The organism is Microbacterium keratanolyticum (genome assembly GCF_016907255.1).
GTDB classification, from domain to species: Bacteria; Actinomycetota; Actinomycetes; order Actinomycetales; family Microbacteriaceae; genus Microbacterium; species Microbacterium keratanolyticum.
The window spans coordinates 948,180-964,816 of the sequence record NZ_JAFBBQ010000001.1; the positions used below are offsets into that span (position 1 = coordinate 948,180).

The 16,637-nt window shown below is 67.8% G+C and carries 16 protein-coding genes, 1 tRNA gene and 1 pseudogene; 5 read left to right on the forward strand and 13 right to left on the reverse strand.

The window, feature by feature from the left end; translation table 11 throughout:
* Window positions 1-32 precede the first annotated feature (32 nt).
* A complete protein-coding gene (locus tag JOD62_RS04570; protein ID WP_204938146.1) occupies window positions 33-1,517 on the reverse strand; it encodes a hypothetical protein in 1,485 nt (494 codons plus the stop codon).
* Window positions 1,514-2,083, reverse strand: a pseudogene (locus JOD62_RS04575) (ABC transporter ATP-binding protein); the annotation flags it as partial. The gene JOD62_RS04570 and the pseudogene JOD62_RS04575, both read right to left, overlap by 4 nt.
* Before the next feature lie 124 nt (window positions 2,084-2,207).
* Between JOD62_RS04575 and JOD62_RS04580 the strand changes: the two are divergent.
* Entirely contained in the window at window positions 2,208-2,438 is a 231-nt protein-coding gene (locus JOD62_RS04580) for a hypothetical protein (protein ID WP_204938148.1), read from the forward strand.
* Here the strand turns inward: JOD62_RS04580 and JOD62_RS04585 are convergent.
* Together JOD62_RS04585 and JOD62_RS04590 are read right to left on the reverse strand one after the other, a co-directional pair.
* Entirely contained in the window at window positions 2,435-3,064 is a 630-nt protein-coding gene (locus JOD62_RS04585; RefSeq protein ID WP_204938149.1) for a histidine phosphatase family protein, read from the reverse strand. The two genes, JOD62_RS04580 and JOD62_RS04585, sit on opposite strands and share 4 nt — an antisense overlap.
* 4 nt (window positions 3,065-3,068) lie before the next feature.
* Window positions 3,069-3,950, reverse strand: a complete 882-nt coding sequence (locus JOD62_RS04590) for an aminoglycoside phosphotransferase family protein (RefSeq protein WP_204938150.1) — start codon at window positions 3,948-3,950, stop codon at window positions 3,069-3,071.
* Window positions 3,951-4,205: 255 nt separating this feature from the next.
* On the opposite strand from JOD62_RS04590, the gene JOD62_RS15140 reads away from it, so the two are divergent.
* The 3 genes from JOD62_RS15140 to hrpB all read left to right on the forward strand — a co-directional run bounded on the left by JOD62_RS15140 (window position 4,206) and on the right by hrpB (window position 8,038).
* Entirely contained in the window at window positions 4,206-4,559 is a 354-nt protein-coding gene (locus JOD62_RS15140) for a nuclear transport factor 2 family protein (protein ID WP_407666012.1), read from the forward strand.
* A gap of 423 nt (window positions 4,560-4,982) precedes the next feature.
* Complete coding sequence (locus JOD62_RS04600) at window positions 4,983-5,411, forward strand: MarR family winged helix-turn-helix transcriptional regulator (protein ID WP_204938152.1); 429 nt, start codon at window positions 4,983-4,985, stop codon at window positions 5,409-5,411.
* A gap of 71 nt (window positions 5,412-5,482) precedes the next feature.
* Window positions 5,483-8,038, forward strand: coding sequence for an ATP-dependent helicase HrpB (gene hrpB, locus JOD62_RS04605; RefSeq protein ID WP_204938153.1), 2,556 nt, complete (start codon window positions 5,483-5,485; stop codon window positions 8,036-8,038).
* 3 nt (window positions 8,039-8,041) lie between these two features.
* Here hrpB and JOD62_RS04610 read toward each other — a convergent pair whose 3' ends face one another.
* From JOD62_RS04610 to JOD62_RS04630, 5 genes are all read right to left on the reverse strand, one after another.
* On the reverse strand, window positions 8,042-8,776 hold the full coding sequence (locus tag JOD62_RS04610) for an ABC transporter permease (RefSeq protein WP_204938154.1): 735 nt from the start codon (window positions 8,774-8,776) through the stop codon (window positions 8,042-8,044).
* Window positions 8,773-9,555 (reverse strand): ABC transporter ATP-binding protein, encoded by a 783-nt coding sequence (locus JOD62_RS04615; protein ID WP_204938155.1) that lies wholly within the window; start codon window positions 9,553-9,555, stop codon window positions 8,773-8,775. Before JOD62_RS04615 ends, JOD62_RS04610 begins: the two co-directional genes overlap by 4 nt.
* 117 nt (window positions 9,556-9,672) lie before the next feature.
* Complete coding sequence (locus JOD62_RS04620; protein WP_204938156.1) at window positions 9,673-11,166, reverse strand: L-serine ammonia-lyase, iron-sulfur-dependent, subunit alpha; 1,494 nt, start codon at window positions 11,164-11,166, stop codon at window positions 9,673-9,675.
* Window positions 11,167-11,432: 266 nt separating this feature from the next.
* Window positions 11,433-11,508 (reverse strand) — tRNA-Arg (locus JOD62_RS04625).
* Window positions 11,509-11,629: 121 nt separating this feature from the next.
* Window positions 11,630-12,247: an asparagine synthase gene (locus JOD62_RS04630; RefSeq protein ID WP_204938157.1), complete on the reverse strand. Its 618-nt coding sequence runs from the start codon at window positions 12,245-12,247 to the stop codon at window positions 11,630-11,632.
* A gap of 134 nt (window positions 12,248-12,381) precedes the next feature.
* On the opposite strand from JOD62_RS04630, the gene JOD62_RS04635 reads away from it, so the two are divergent.
* Complete coding sequence (locus tag JOD62_RS04635; RefSeq protein WP_204938158.1) at window positions 12,382-13,230, forward strand: SDR family NAD(P)-dependent oxidoreductase; 849 nt, start codon at window positions 12,382-12,384, stop codon at window positions 13,228-13,230.
* 6 nt (window positions 13,231-13,236) lie between these two features.
* On the opposite strand, the gene JOD62_RS04640 is transcribed toward JOD62_RS04635, so the two are convergent.
* The 4 genes from JOD62_RS04640 to pntB form a co-directional block, all read right to left on the reverse strand.
* Window positions 13,237-14,106, reverse strand: a complete 870-nt coding sequence (locus JOD62_RS04640; protein WP_271171447.1) for a hypothetical protein — start codon at window positions 14,104-14,106, stop codon at window positions 13,237-13,239.
* Window positions 14,103-14,348: a hypothetical protein gene (locus tag JOD62_RS04645; RefSeq protein WP_204938159.1), complete on the reverse strand. Its 246-nt coding sequence runs from the start codon at window positions 14,346-14,348 to the stop codon at window positions 14,103-14,105. Before JOD62_RS04645 ends, JOD62_RS04640 begins: the two co-directional genes overlap by 4 nt.
* 105 nt (window positions 14,349-14,453) lie before the next feature.
* The gene (locus JOD62_RS04650; protein WP_204938160.1) at window positions 14,454-15,110 is read right to left on the reverse strand and encodes a GntR family transcriptional regulator; all 657 of its coding nucleotides are present in this window, start codon (window positions 15,108-15,110) and stop codon (window positions 14,454-14,456) included.
* A 116-nt stretch (window positions 15,111-15,226) separates the two neighbouring features.
* On the reverse strand, window positions 15,227-16,636 hold the full coding sequence (gene pntB, locus JOD62_RS04655; protein ID WP_204938161.1) for a Re/Si-specific NAD(P)(+) transhydrogenase subunit beta: 1,410 nt from the start codon (window positions 16,634-16,636) through the stop codon (window positions 15,227-15,229).
* Between the last annotated feature and the right edge of the window lies 1 nt (window position 16,637).

The following is a 16,637-nucleotide window of genomic DNA, read 5'->3' on the forward strand; positions in this document are numbered from 1 at the left end:
GCAGTTCCGGCAAAGCTCGAGAGACAGTGCCTCTAGCGGCGCCGCTGCCAGCGCATCGCTGCAGTCCCGACGATAGCGACGGCGATGCCCGCGAAGAGGAGCGGCATGCTGAAGAGGCTCGCGGCCGCCGCGCCGAGAAGCGCTGCGAGCACGAGCGCATCCAGTGCCCAGATGACGCGCACGGCGGCCATCGGGTCACCCATCGGCGTGGGCATGGGCGCAAGCAGAGTCGTGGGCATGGGGCCCTTGACGGCATTGCTGACTCGGATGCCGAGGGCGAAGACCCCGAGAAGCAGCGCGCTGAGTACCGCCGACCCCGGGGGCACCGCCATCAGAAGTGCGGCGACGCCGACGACAGCGAGCAGCACCGCGACCGTGACCACAAGCGGAAACAGCAGGTGGTAGGCGACGAGTGTCCTGTCGCTGACACCGTACGGCGAGAAGTCCGCGGCCATGCTCGCGGCGTGCCGGAGCCCATCGGTGAGCGGCCCGAGACCTCCGAAGGCGATCACACCCGCGGCCGCGCCCAGCAGCCAGGCGGGTGCTCCCGGCGTGAGAGCGAGTGCCAGCAGCATCCCGGATGCCGCGAGTGCGGCCACCCCGATGGCGAGACGCCCGGGAGTGCGCATCGCGCCGATCGCGTCGCGGACGAAGAAGGTCGCCGAGAGAGCGCGACGCGGCTTCACCGCCCGCCATCGACGGCCGATACGTGGGCGTGTCTGGTACGTCGACACAGCCGATGCGAAGTCCATACCGGTGGCGTGGGTGACCAGCGCATCCCATCGCACGGACTGCGCCATGAGCGTCTCGTGACGAAGGTGATTGAGCAGCGGAGGCACCGCGGCCAACAGCGCGACGGTGAGAGCCGCCAGGGCAGCGATCATCGGCGCCTGCATCTGGGTCGGGTAGCCCACCCACGCCCACGGCAGGACGACCTGCAGCACGGGCGTCGCGAAGGCAAGGAACGCGAGGAACAGGATGCTGAGCGCTGCCACCGCGGCAGCTCGGGGGAAGGCCTGCCCGGCGAGCCAGAGCACGCCCGTGACTGCGCCCACGAGCGCCCCGCCCACCCCGAACAGCAGGACGTCGAGAACGCTCACGATGCCGTGCTGAGCGAGGCTGGCCCCGATCGTCACCGCGACCGTCGTTGTCGCTGTCGTGATGAGTGCTGTCGCTCGCAGCATCGGACGCAGGAAGATGTCTGTTCCCCGCAGATCACTCATCGCGAGCGTGTGCGTCAGGAACGGTGCGAGCAGCGCCGGCCCCCGCACGCGTCCGACGAGCAGCGCGCCCGCCCAGAGCACCGCGACGATCACGGAGGCGACGCCGGGCGCTGCCACATCTGCGAAGAGGGCCACTCCTGCGGGACTCGTCACACTCACCCACACGGCGCGTGCCACAGGAACGACGGCCACCAACGCGACCATGAATGCCATGTACACGGCGAACGCCCGATCGCGCCCGGCACTGTTGCGCGCGTGCCAGATCTCAAGGGCGGCGAGCGCTCGACCGTTCACGCCGCTCGCTTCAGCACGACGGTCTGGTCGGCCAGGGCGTCTGCGAGCACAGCGCTGTGCGTGGCGATGACGAGCGTTGCCCCCGCCTCGCGTCGTGCGCGCAGCACCTCGATCACGGCCTCGACATGCTCAGGGTCGAGGCGCTGCTCGGGCTCGTCGAGGATCAGCACGTCGAACGGCCGGGCGAGCACGAGAGCCAGGCCGAACAGCTGCGTCTGCCCCGAAGAGAGCTCATGCGGGTAACGCTCGCCGAGCCAGTCGATCCCGAGTTCCGCGAGCACACCATCCGCGAGCTCGGCGGCAGCGTCACCATCATCCACCCACGTCGTCGCGACAAGCAGCACATGGTCGCGCACCGTGAGGTCGACCGCCATCGGAGGGAGGCCGATCATCGTGGAGACGCGGCGTCGCAGCATCCGATCACCCTCAGTGACGACAGTGTCTGCGATACGCGCGGAACCGCTCGTCGGCGTGCGCGCGCCCGCGAGGACGCGCAACAGGGTCGATTTCCCCGCGCCGTTGCTGCCGCGAACGACCAACGCCTCACCTCGGGAGACATCCAGGGAGACAGGATCGAGCAACGCCACGCCACCGGAGACGACGCCCACCTGCTCGACCTGGATCATTCGTCCATCCTTTCAGGGAAGCCCGTCGAGAGACAGGCCGCGGTGCATCTGGAATCATGAGCGCATGGTTCTGCTCTTCCGTCTCATCGTCGACGGCGAGACTTTCGACGTCGACAAGGACGGCGGCGCCAACCATCTCACCTGGGTCAGCGGTCCCAACGCCGGCTACGGATTCACGCTCGGTCGCTCCGATGGCGCATCACTCACCGAAGACGAGGCTCGCGCCGCCATCCGAGGTTTCCTCGCCTCCATCGATCCGGCGACGGGGTACGTCGCGGAGGACGGGGTCCTCTAGAACTCGCTCTTGCCGAGCGAGACGAGCGTGCGGTTGTGGAAGACGTCGTCCTCTTCGAGGATCGTCACGCTGCCGGACGGAAGGCGGAACGCGGCGTGAGCGCAGGCTTCGACGGGGATGCCCATCCAGGCGGCAATGACCCAGTTTGCGGTTCCTCCGTGCGTGACGATGATCCGGGTGTCGGCAGCATGCGCTTCCCACCGGGCGACGGCGGCGTAGGCGCGTTCGATCGCCTGCCGCTTCGTCTCGCCACCCTCGATGCCCTCGTCGTGATCGAGTCGCTCGCCGCGCGCGGGCGGAAAGATGAAGCGCTCATCGAGCCACGCCTGTGGGCGGCCGCCGGCCACACCGTAGGACTTCTCGCGCAGATCGGCATCGAGAACGGGCTCGACTCCGAGGGCTTCGCCGATGGATGCTGCCGTCTGCGCCGTCCGCTGCAGGTCAGACGAGATCAGCAGCGGCGTGGTGTCGCCGGGGATCGCATCGCGCAGGAACGCGCCGATCTTCTCCGCCTGGGCGATGCCTCGCGCCGTCAGGGTCGAGTCGTACCATCCGCCGACCAGCCCCTCGACGTGATGGGTGGACTCTGGATGAGTGACGACGTAGACCCGCTGCATTCGATCCATGTTGTCAGGAGCACGCGCCGGCAATATCGCTCAGCACGGCATCCCGTGAGCGCCCGTACTTGGTGAGCATCTCTTCGGGGGAACTGATCAGGGCCTTCCAGAGTGCCCAGGCTGCTCCTCGTAGCCATGCATCCTCCGGCAGTTCCAGCCGGGCGCGCAACCGGTCACGTTCGTGAGAGCTGCAGCTCAACCATGCGAAGGCCAGGTCGCAGGCGGGATCCCCGATGCACGTCTGTCCGAAGTCGATGAGCGCCTCCAGATGACCACCGTGACCGAACAGCATGTTGCCTGGCGCGATATCGCCATGGACCCACACCGGCGGCGCAGTCCACACCGTGGTCACGGCCGCATCCCAGAGGGCCCGGCATCCGTCAGCCTGCCCTCTGGGCAGAACGGGGAGCCCGACCTGCACCTCTTCGCCCACCGCACTGACGTGACATCCGCGGTACGCAGACGCGCTTCCCGCCCATGGCCCTCCCGCGGTATCGCAGGCCTGCAGATCTCTCAGCGCGTCACCGACGTTGTTGATGGCGCGCTCGCGGTCGCGCGGTTCCACCGCAGTCAAGGTGTGCCCGTCAATCCACTCGCGGATCGACCAGGGCCGGGTGAATGCCGTCGAAGGCGCCCCGGTCGCGATCACGCGGGGGATCGCGATGCAAAGTCGGGAGTCGAGGACCGCGAGGGTCTGCTCCTCCCGGACGAGGCCTGCGACGTAGCCGTCGGCGCTCGGGAGGCGGACCGACATCCGGTCACCAAGCCGGAAGGTGCGGTTGTCCCATCCCTGCACATCCACTGGTCGGATCGGCAGTTCAGACCACTGGGGAAACTGTTCCGAAACCAGGGAGCGAACCAACGAAGAACTGATCTCTTCGGGAGCTGCGGCCATCGCGCCAGCCTAGACGACGACTCGGCGAGCACTCCGGGAGCGACGGAACTGTCCGATCTCACGAAACACGTCGGACAGTGAGACGCAACGCCCCTGGAAAGACGGGCGTCTGATCTGCCGCCGACACTGCCTGTTGTTTCACGAAACGTGTCGGAAATCACGCTCCGCCCTCAACCTGCCTCCCTGTACGAACCGGGGGTCCGCCGGGGCCAGTAACCTGACAGCGTGATTGCTGTTGAGCTGCTGGGTGGACTGATGTCCGCGATCGATGATCGCCGCTGGGATGACTTGGCTGGGTACCTTCATGACGATTTCTCGTGCCGATACGTTCATACCGGCGAGTCCTTCGATCGTGCGTCGTGGATCCGGCTGAACGCGGAGTATCCAGGATTCGAACACCTTCGTGTCGAAGAGATCGTCGGAGATTCGGACCGTGCGGCCTGTCGTTCGCATGTCACAGGGCGCGGTCGTGAAGGCGTGGATCACTTCGAGTGTGCGACGTTCGTCCGAGTGCGGGATGGGCTGATTCATGAGATGACCGAGGTCTGGACAGACGTTTCGCAGACCGCGCCCGTTGGCACCCGGCCAGACACGACGTCGTCCGTCTGACTTGTCTCCGCCGGTCAGGCTCTGGGCGAATGCGTCGCCGCAGACGCTTGGTAGGGGAAATGCGGTCGGTCGGAACGCATCCGACCATCACACGCGGGCGCCGCGTCCGACTTCTGACGGGCGTGGTGACACGCCGCCGCTTCCGACACGCCATCTGAGATTCCGCCACTTTCGTGAGAAGCTCCGACACCTTCGTGAGAGTCCGACAGTTTGCGTGAGATCGGACAGAAACACCTGAAACGGCAGACTCGCCGTGATCAAACCTTTACATTCGTTACCGCGCCGTTATATGGTGAGTGCACGGTGAATGTTTGCTGTGGCATTCACCGGATGTGATTGCAGGACACTCTTGGTGCAAGGGACAAGGGCCGATCGGTTGCCTCTCCGATCGGCCCTCACCTTTGCCCGCACTAGTCTGTGAGAATGACTGATCGCAAGCTCGCCCAAGCAGCATGGGAGAGCCTGTTCCGCGCCCAGCACGAACTGTTCGCAGAGTTCCACTCCGACTTCGACGGCGCCGACATCACGCAGGCCGAGTACGACGTCCTTCTGACAGTGACTCGGTCCCCCGACCAGACCACGCGCCTGCGCGACATCACGCTCAACATGCTGATCAGCCAGCCGAGCGTCTCGCGCCTCATCGATCGGATGGTCGCCCGCGACTTCATCATCAAGCGTGCCGATCCCGACGACGGACGCGGCGCGCTGATCACGGCGACAGATGCCGGCGTGCGGGCGTTCCGCGCGGTGGCCACGGTGCACGGACGCTCGATCGCCGAGCGCATGGCGACACTCGACGACGAAGAACTTCGTGAGCTCCTCGCGCTCACGGAGAAGCTGCGCCGCGGCTGACCCCGCCCGGCACCGAACCCACGATGCCCGCGTCAGCGACTCGGACTTCTGCGCGGCAAACTGATCAGGTGATGGATGCCGCATTCGATCTGGGCGCGATCGGCGCAGGGCTGTCGTTCGTGACCGCCCTCGACGAGCTCTCTGCAACGCTGAACGCGCATTCGGCGGTCGTCATCAGCGCCCCACCGGGTACCGGCAAGACCACACTCGTGCCTCCCCTGCTCGCAAACCGCACCTCGGGGCGCATCATCGTGACGCAACCGCGCCGCGTCGCTGCCCGCGCCGCGGCCCGCCGCCTCGCCCAGCTCGATGGCACCCCGCTCGGTTCCCGCGTCGGCTTCACTGTCCGCGGCGAGCGCGCCATCAGCCCCGACACGCGTGTGGAGTTCGTGACAGCAGGCGTACTGCTGCGCCGGATGCTGCACGACCCGGGCCTCGACGGCGTCGATGGCGTCATCATCGACGAGGTGCACGAGCGTGCGCTGGAGACGGATCTGCTGATCGGCCTCCTCGGCGAGGTGCGCGCACTGCGCGATGACCTCGTCCTTGTCGCCATGTCTGCCACGCTCGACGCGGAGCGCATCGCTGCCGTCATCGGCACAGAGACGGAGCCCGCTCCCCTCGTCGACCATCAGATTCCCGCATTTCCGCTCACGGAGCGCTGGGCTCCGCCGCCGTCGAACCGCCTCGATGCTCGCGGCGTCACGGGCGCGTTCCTCGACCATGTCGCGCACACGGCCGCATCCGCCGCTCGCGATCTGACCCGCCGCGACGGAGCATCCGATGTCCTCGTGTTCGCTCCGGGCGCGCGCGAGGTCGCAGAGATCGCCCGCTGGCTTCGCGATCACGCCCCGGAATTCGACGTTCGAGAGCTGCACGGGCAGCTTCCTGCGGCGACGCAGGATGCGGTGATCCGCGGACGGACATCCGCGCAGCCGCCCCGCATCATCGTCACGACGTCACTTGCGGAATCCTCGTTGACGGTGCCCGGCGTGCGTGTCGTCGTCGACAGCTGCCTCGCTCGCGTCCCCCAGCGCGACGCGGGCCGCGGCATGACCGGGCTCGTCACCTCCGCCGCATCCCGTTCCTCCTGCGTCCAACGCGCCGGTCGCGCCACACGCCAGGGACCGGGCACGGTGATCCGCTGCGTCGATGAACGCGGGTACGCGGCGGCCCCTGCCCGCCCCGCGCCCGAGATCGCCACCGCGGATCTGGCGGATGCTGCGCTGCTGTTGGCCTGTTGGGGCACCCCCGGAGGCACTGGCCTCCGGCTGATCGATCCACTCCCCGCCGAAAATCTGACCGACGCCCTTGCCGTGCTGCGCGGACTGGGAGCGATCGACGAACACGGCCGCGCCACCGCCGAGGGGCGCGCCCTCGCACGCATCCCGACCGATCCGCGTCTGGCCCGCGCCCTGCTCAGTGGTGGCGCACTGGTCGGCGCCCGACTCGCCGCAGAAGTGGTCGCTCTCCTCAGCGGCGACCAGCGCGTCGCCGACACCGATGTCGCCGCTGCCGTGCGCGGGCTGCGCAACGGTCATGGCCCGGACGCACGGCGGTGGGCGCGCGACGCCGAGCGCTTGGAACGTCTGGCCCCCAAAGGCACAGTGCGCGGCACGCTCGATGACGTCGGACTGGTGATCGCATTGGCGTTCCCCGAACGAATCGCCCGCCGCGTGGAATGTTCCTCAGACGGCGCCACGTTCCTGCTGGCATCCGGTACCCGTGCCGGGCTCCGTGGGGCGCTCGCGAATGCCGAATGGCTCGCTGTGGCCGACGTCGCCCGCGCCACGGGCCGCGCGGCTTCCGACTCCGGGGCGGTGATCCGCGCGGCCGCGGTGCTCTCCGAATCGCACCTCGAGCAGGCGGCCGGGCCGCTTCTCACCGACAGGGTCGAGGTGGCGTTCGTCGACGGTCGCGTGCGGGCGCGGCGTGAGCGGCGGGTCGGTGCGATCATGCGTTCCTCGGCTCCGGTCACGGCGAACGCCGAGGAAAGCCGCGAGGCGGTGCGTCGCGGCATCGAACGCGACGGGCTGGACATCTTCACCTGGTCGGATGCCGCCGACGGCCTCCGTCGCCGGCTGGCGCTGCTGCACCGCGAGAAAGGCACACCCTGGCCGGATGTGTCGGATGCGGCACTGCGGGGCTCGCTCGACGTGTGGCTCGCACCCGAAGTCGACGCACTCGCGGGCGGAACGCCGGCGGGACGACTCGACATGATGCCCGCCCTGCAGCGACTGCTCCCGTGGCCGGCCGCCGTGAACCTCGACGCCCTCGCTCCGGAGCGCCTGGAGGTCCCCAGTGGCAGTCGGATTCGCATCGCCTATCCTCCGCACGACGATCCGACCGCACGTCCTGTCGTCGCGGTGAAGCTGCAGGAGTGCTTCGGCTGGGCCGAGACCCCCCGACTGATCGATGGCCGCGTCCCCGTGCTGTTTCACCTACTGTCACCTGCCGGGCGCCCGCTCGCCGTCACCGACGATCTCGCTTCGTTCTGGTCGGGCCCCTATGCGCAGGTGCGCGCTGAGATGCGTGGGCGCTACCCCAAGCATCCATGGCCCGAAGACCCCTGGGCGGCCACCCCCACCCGCCACACGAAGGCGCGCACGGCCCGCGAACAGGGATAGACCCTACGGCGTACGCCGCCGCAGGGTGAGCGGCGCCAACACGAGGAATCCCACGGCGAACGCCGCGACGATCAGCAGCGGACCCCCGACGTCCCACCCCTGATCGCCCGCCGCGACGGCCTGGATCGCATCGATCGCGTGGCTCAGGGGCAGCCAGTCGGAGATCGCCGACAGCACATCCGGCATCTGGTCGCGCGGCATGAACAGCCCACCGAGGATGATCTGCGGAAAGACGAGCACGGGCATGAACTGCACCGCCTGGAACTCGGTCTGCGCGAACGCGCTCGCCAGCAGCCCGAGGGCTGTGCCGAGCACCGCATCCACCACAGCCACTGCGCCCAGCTGCCACAGCGGCCCGTCGACCGTCAGCCCGCAGACGTACACGGCGAAGGCGACCGTCACAATCGCCTGCACGACCGCCATCGCCGCGAACGCGAGCGCGTAACCCAGGATGAAATCCGCCTTGCCGAGCGGGGTCGTCATGAGCCGCTCGAGCGTGCCCGAGCGGCGTTCACGCAGCGTCGTGATCGAGGTCACCAGGAACATCACGATGAACGGGAACAGCGCGAGAATCGCCCCGCCGAACTGGTCGAACACACCCTCCTGATCTGTAAAGAGCCACGCGAACAGGCCGACCAGGAGGCTCGGCGCGATCACCATCAGAGCGATCGAGCGCGGATCGCGACGCAGCTGCAAGAGCACGCGTCCGGCGGTTGCGAGCGTGCACCGGATGTTCATCTCGTCCCCTCCCGCCGTGAGCGACGCGTCTCCGCGCGGTCGGGCGGAGGAGATGCGGATGCTGCGCCTTGGCGCTCGATCATCACCAGGAAGGCCTGTTCGGCGTCGGCTTTTCCGGTTGAGGCAAGCAGGTCCGCGGGTGTCGTGTCGGCGATGATCCGCCCCTCCCGCATGAGCAGCAGGCGGTCGCAGCGCAGCGCCTCGTCCATGACGTGACTGGAGACGAGCATCGTGGTCCCCGCCTCCGCGATACTGCGGAACAGCCCCCACAGCTCTGCGCGCAGCACCGGATCGAGGCCCACCGTGGGCTCATCCAGAACGATCAGCTCCGGCGTGCCGAGCAGGGCGATACCGAGCGAGACCCGGTTCACCTGTCCGCCGCTGAGGTCCCGAACGACGCGGTTCGCCTCGGCCCGGAGTCCCACCCGGTTCAGCACACGCTCGACGTCGCCGCGCGGCGCTCCGAGCACCCCCGCGAAGTAGTGCAGGTTCTCCCGCACGCTCAGGTCCGTGTAGACCGCAGCACCCTGCGTGCCGTACGCGACACGATGCCGCAGCGACGCCGCCCCGGCGGGCTCACCCAGCACGGTCACGGTGCCGCCCGCTGTCTTCTGCACGCCGACGATCGCGCGCATGAGCGTCGTCTTGCCGCATCCGGATGGACCCAGCAGGCCGATGACCTGCCCGCGGGGGATGTCCAGATCCACCCCGTCGAACACGCGCGTCCTGCCGCGTTGCACCTGCAACCCACGAACTGCGACCGCCGCATCCGTCGTCATGGGCTGATTGTGCTCCGCTGCGCGGACGCCGTCAACAGCCTCGCCCTGCGTTCAAGGAGCGATGTTCATCCTGTTTTCGACGAAAAGGGGGTGAACTTCGCTCCTCGAACGGGGAGGTCAGCACTCGATGACGTTGACCGCCAAGCCGCCCTCGCTGGTCTCCTTGTACTTCGTCGACATGTCGAGGCCCGTCTGGCGCATCGTCTCGACGACGGCGTCGAGCGACACGTAGTGGCTGCCATCGCCGCGCAACGCCAGACGAGCCGCGGTCACCGCCGTCGACGCCGCGATCGCGTTCCGCTCGATGCACGGGATCTGCACGAGTCCGCCGATCGGGTCGCACGTCAGCCCCAGGTGGTGCTCCATCGCGATCTCGGCGGCGTTCTCGATCTGCCGGTTCGTGCCGCCCATCACAGCCGTCAGACCGCCCGCGGCCATGGCGCACGCAGATCCGACCTCGGCCTGGCATCCGCCCTCGGCTCCGGAGATCGAGGCATTCGCTTTGAACAGCGACCCCAGTGCGGTCGCGGTGAGCAGAAAACGGCGGATGCCACGACGGCGGTTCGCCTCAGCGACGTCGGCGTCGCTGAGCGCGGCATCCGCTCCCTCCGCACGGTCGCCGGTGAAACCGAGCAGCGCGCTGCCGACCAGTTCGCCGTAGGGGGTGACGGCGTTGCCGACGCCGAGTCCGGAGTCCGCCAGGAAGCGCCACCAGTACATCGCGACCGCGGGAAGGATGCCCGCGGCCCCGTTCGTCGGCGCCGTGACGACCCGTCCGCCGGCAGCGTTCTCTTCGTTGACGGCGAGGGCGAAGGCGCCCAGCCACTCCCCCGGGAGCTCCCTGCCACCCTCGGCTTCGGACGCGTCGAGCTGTGCGCGGATCGCCGATGCGCGTCGCTTCACCTGCAGGATCCCGGGCAGCGTGCCATCGGTCGCCAGCCCCGCCTCGACGCACGACGCCATCGCGTCCCAGATCGCGTCGAGTCCCGCCGCAACCTCGTCTTCGCTGCGTCGCGAGACCTCGTTGAGTCGCGCGAGCTCGGCGATCGTCAGCCCGTGTTCGTCGCAGAGTTCGAGGAGTCCCGCCGCGTCGCGATACGCGTAGGGGTAGGTGTGCCCGCCGAGCTGCTGATCCTCGCCATCGCGGCGGATGAAGCCACCTCCGACGGAGTAGTAGGTCTCCTCCGCACGCACGGCGCCCTTGCCGTCGCGTGCGATGAGCGTCATCGCGTTCGGATGCCCCGGCAGACGCGTGCGGGCTTCGAAGGCGATATCCGCCTTCGCGAACGGCACGGGGTGCGACCCATCCAGAAGAAGTGGCGCACCCTCGGTCCAGTCCACCCAGGCTCGACGCACGTCATCCGGAGAGCAGGTCTCGGGTGCGAGCCCCTGCAGACCCGCGACGACCGCATCGGGCGTCCCGTGGCCGAGTCCCGTCGCCCCCAGTGAGCCGTAGAGCACACACGACACGTTCTCGATCTCGTCGAGCACCCCTGTGGCACGCAACCGCGCGGCGAACTGCTGCGCCGCCCGCATCGGCCCGACCGTATGGGAACTCGAAGGCCCCACTCCGATGGAGAAGAGGTCAAAGGCCGAGACGTACGCTGTCACACCCACCAGGCTACGCCGAACAGCAGCGATCGTGGTCTTCCCTGCGAAGGAGGGCCAGCGACCGAGACGAAACGTCCCGCAGCCCGCCTCGTCAAAGGAGCTTCCTGTCGGTTTTCCCGTCGCAGAACCGACCGAACTCTCCTCCGAATGCCGCCCTGTCCGCGCGCGTTCGTCTCGCTCCGCTGGCTCAACGAACGGAGGCGGTACGCTCAACGAGCGGAGGCGAACGAGAAAACCCCGCCGCTCACGCGACGGGGTTTTCTTGGTGGTGCGCCCCGAGGGACTCGAACCCCCAACCTTCTGATCCGTAGTCAGATGCTCTATCCATTGAGCTAGGGGCGCATCGTTTTCTTTCGAAAACTTCCCGCGTAGCGGGCCTCGTCAACAATACCCCAGGACCTACCGGAAAGTGAAACTGAGCGAAGACGCCCGCGCGCGTCGCGCAGAAAGTCCTGCTCAGCGACTATTTCTGCTTGCGAGCGCTACGGGCGTCTTTCGCGACAGCGGCTTCTTCCTTCTTGGCGGCGGCCGCTTCGCGCTTGCGCTTCGCTCTGGCATCCGAGGCGAGCTCCTGCAGATCGACCAGACGGAGCGCCTGCATCCGCGCTTCGCGCATGACTTCGTAGTCCGGGTCCTGGTCGGGACGCATGCCCTCAACCTGCAGTCGTCGTTCGAGGTTCGTCGCGACATCCGCCCATGCCGCTTCGCGCGCCTGCTCGACCAGCGCACGCAGCTCGTTGAGGTCATCGGCGAACGCACGCAGACGCTGAGCCACACCGGCGGACTGCTTGGCACGACGACGCAGATTGCGCACATCTCGGTCGCGGTAGTCGTGGGTGCCTCGCGGATCAGAGTACCGACCGTGCGCGCGCTTGCGCAGACGGGTCGTCATCTCGGCCGCCTCTTCGGCTTCCTTGGCCAGGGCGAGGATCGCCTCACGGGCATCGGTCACGTAGGCGTCGACGTTGAACGACTCATCGTGAGCGATCGTGCTGACGAGGATGCGGTTCTTGACAGCCAACCGCGCAGCCGACGTGGCGATCGCCACGCCTTCGGCGATCGCATCCGCTGTCCGTCCCACCGCTACCTCCCTCGCTCCGAGCGTACCCGTTCCACACCGCCGCAGTGTGAGTCAGAATAGGGAAGACGCGTGCCGACACCCGAACTCGACGGACGCGGAGGGCCGCGATGGTGCGTGCGTCTCAAGGAGGAGAAATGCCCCGACTGAAGGTTGCGGGTGCGACCAGTGTGATCACCGGCGCCGCGAGCGGTATGGGAGCCGAGATTGCACGCAATCTTGCGACTCGCGGTGCACATCTGGCGTTGATCGACCGGGACTCCGGGGGCCTCGAAGACCTCGCCGGCGAACTGGCCGCGACGCACGTCACAACGCACACCGTCGACCTTCGCGACGACACCGCCGTCCAGGCGGTCGCGGAGGAGGTCATGGGGCAGCATCCGCACATCCAGACGCTGATCACCTGCGCCGGATCGTCGATGCTGGGATCGCTTGAGCAGCTCACGATGGAAGAGATGCGCTGGCTCATGGATGTGAACCTGTGGGGCACGGTCTCGATCACCCAGGCGCTGCTGCCGGCATTGCGCCGCGCGCCGGAGGCGCACATCACGCACCTCGCGAGCGTCTACGCGCTCGCCTCCCCCGCCGGTCGCATCCCCTATGCGATGAGCAAGTACGCCGTGCGCGCATTCTCGGAGGCCCTGCGGCACGAACTCGAGAACACACGCATCACCGTCGGCGCCGTCTACCCCGCGGGCGTTCGCACGGGGATCATCCTGCACGGGCGGTACGCCGCGGCGATCGATCCGAACGTCGCCTCACGAGCCGCCGCTGCACAGGCGGCGATGTACACGACCGATCCCGATGACGCGGCAGAACAGATCGTGCGCGGAACGATCCAGCGAAAGGCGCGAGTGATGGTCGGTCGCGAAGCACGTCTGATCGATGCCCTCGTCCGCGTCGCGCCCACCGGCTACTGGCGTGCGATGCGCGGCCCGTTGCGGGAGGCCATCGACACGACGACGCCGATGCCCCCCGTGGCCTGACGACGGTCAGCCGACCACCCCGACCCAGATCCCCGCCGCCCATTCCTGTTGGCCGGGGTCGCAGCCGACGCTTCCGGGGTAGCCGCGCACCGCAGCCATGCAGTTCGCCAGGAACTCGGGATCCGCGCCGAAGTACTGCACGTATGCGTTGGACGCGTTCAGATCACCCCACACACGGAACTGGTGAATGTGCGCCAGCTCGTGCGCCATCGCCCAGAGCAGTCGATTCTCATCCCAGTCGGTCAGATCCGCTCGGTACTTGATGTAGCCCTCACTGCTCGCGCACGCCGGAGAGTTTCCGCCCGCGCAGTCGCCGGACTCGTACAGGGGCACTCCGCCACCCCCGACGCGATCGAGTGCCTGACGCACGCGGTCGAATCCGGATGCGCCCGCCGGCGATGACTCCCCTCCTCCAGATGCCACCTCGCGGACGGCCGCATCGTACGCCGCCGCCTCTCCTGTGACGGCTGACGCGATCGCCGAGACCGTCGCGGTTGCGGCGACCACCGTCGCCGGAGTCTCCCGCTCCGCCAGCACCGCCGCCTGCACGGCCCGGATCGCCGCGCGTGCCGCATCCGCATCGACTTTCCCGGCCGCGGCCGTCAGCGCTTCAGACGCGGATGCGACCGCCGCATCGAACGACGGACGAAGTGACGCGAGCTCGCTGACCACCGTCGCCGCCTTCTCGGCACTCTCCACCTGCGCGTGCAGCCACAGTCCCCGTCGCTCCGCCGCATCGGCAAGCTTGTCCACTCGAACGATCTGGGCAGCGAGCTGCTCCCGCTGCGCGGAGAGATCGGATGATCGCGCGACGACGGCTCCTGCGGTGATCGCCACCGCGACAGTGCCGATCGCCAGGACCCGCCACGGCTTCACGGAAGCAACCCCGTGGTGTCGCGGAGCACGGCCTCGTCGATCGAGAGCTGCTGGCGCAGCGGCAGCAGCTCACTGGACAGCCGCGCATTCGTCGTATGCGCGGTGCGCAGGCGATCGACCTGCGCGTCAGCGATCGCGCGCAGCCGGTCGATGTCATCCACCCGCGCCCGATCCGCGACGACGAGCACGACACCACCGGAGATCAGCAGAATCAGTCCAGCCAGAAATGCAACGATGCGCACGCAGCCCCCAGGCAAGCACGAACCAGCACGGATAGGTTGCTCAGAGAGTACGCCCAATGCCGGCGATCAGCCACGGGTCTTGATCGAGGAATCCGGTTCTGCGGCTCAGATCGACCACATCGTGCGTGCGTTCAGCCTCTCGATGGCCTCTTGACGCCCGGACTCCAGATGGTCGATGACGAGCCCCCGCACCCGTTCGGTATCGCGCTGCTCGACGGCGGCGAAGATCGCCTCGTGCGCCTCGACCATGCCAGCCAGGTCTTCGTGGTGACCGAAGATCCAGCGCAGGCGTGGAGCCATTCCGGCGACCATCTCGTTGACCATGGCGTTTCCGGCCAGCCGCGTGACCAGGATGTGGAAGTCGGATGAGGCACTCCACGCCGCCCGCAGATCGTCCGCTCCCACAGCCGCACGCTGCCGATCGATGACCTCGCGCAGCGCGGCAAGCCCCTCGGGCGTGTGCCGCTTGGCGGCGAGGACGAACGTCAGCGTCTCGATCGCCTCTCGCAGTTCCGCAAAGTCGTCGATGTCCTGCAGAGTGAACTGCCGCACGACCGCTCCCGAACGCGGCTTCGCGATCACCATCCCCTCCGCGGCGAGCTGCTTGATCGCCTCCCGCACCGGCAGACGGCTCACGTTCATCGCGGCGGCGATATCGCGTTCGACAAGGCGGGTCCCCGGTTCGCGGTCGCCGATGATGATCTCTTCCCGCAGCACGCGCGCGACGCGTACCGACTCCAGTTCTCCCTCGTACTCCCCCATGCGCACATTGTCGCATCCGCCGCTCACATACCGAAGGGGTGCCCCGCAACGCAAGGAAAGGCGGATGCTGTCACCGAAACTTCCCGAGACAGCATCCGCCCTTCATTCGACGTTCATCAAAGCGCGCGCAGGATGTCCTCCACCCGCTCCTTGGCATCTCCGAAGAGCATCTGCGCGTTGTCGCGGAAGAACAGAGGGTTCTGCACGCCGGCGTAGCCCGAGGCCATGGAGCGTTTGAACACGACGACGTTCTCCGCCTCCCACACCCGCAGCACTGGCATGCCTGCGATGGGGCTGCCCGGATCCTCCGCGGCGGCGGGATTGACGGTGTCGTTCGCGCCGATCACGAGAACGACACTGGTGGCGGCGAGATCGTCGTTCACCTCGTCCATCTCGAGCACGATGTCGTACGGCACCTTCGCCTCCGCCAGCAGCACGTTCATGTGCCCCGGCAGACGGCCGGCGACAGGGTGGATGCCGAAGCGCACATCGACGCCGTGGTCGCGCAGACGCGAGGTGAGCTCCGCAACCGGGTACTGCGCCTGCGCGACGGCCATGCCGTAGCCGGGGGTGATGACGACGCTCTTCGCCCCCTGCAGCATTCGCGCGACCTCCTCAGCGTTCACCTCACGGTGCTCGCCATGCTCTTCCTCGTCGCCGCGGGTGGCGACGATCCCGAAGCCGCCCAGGATGACCGAGAAGAACGAGCGGTTCATCGCCTTGCACATGATGTACGACAGGTAGGCACCCGAGGATCCCACGAGCGCGCCCGTGACGATCAGCAGGTCGTTGTTGAGCAGGAAGCCGGCTGCGGCCGCCGCCCATCCGGAATAGCTGTTGAGCATCGAGACGACCACCGGCATGTCGCCGCCGCCGATGGATGCCACGAGGTGCCATCCGAGCGCCAGCGCGACCACGGTCACGGCGATCAGCAGCCAGAGCTGCGAATCGATGACGTACCAGACCGTGAGCACGAGGAACGCGGCGAGCGCGAGCACGTTCAGCACGTTCTTGCCCGGCAGCATGAGCGGCTTCGACGAGATCTTCGCCGACAGCTTCAGGTAGGCGACGATGGATCCTGTGAAGGTCACGGCGCCGATGAAGACGCCGATGAAGACCTCCGCGTGGTGGATGTCGCTCAGGGCGCCCGTGAGCGCCGGCGGGTTGAGATGTCCGTTCCATCCGACGATGACCGCGGCGAGACCGACGAAGCTGTGCAGCAGCGCGATCAGTTCGGGCATCCCGGTCATCTCGACGACGCGGGCACGCCAGAGTCCGATCGCCGCACCGACGATGACGGCGGCGAAGAGCAGGACGATGCCGGTCGTGGCCGCAGGGTCACCCCAGGCGCCGCTGATCGAGACGCCGACGGTCGCGATCAGGGCGATGGCCATGCCGATGATGCCGTAGGTGACGCCCGCGCGCGAGGTCTCGTGCTTGCTGAGACCGGCGAGGCTGAGGATGAAGAGCAGTGCGGCGACGATGTAGGCCGCGCCGACGAGGGCTTCCGCAGAGAAGAGATTCATT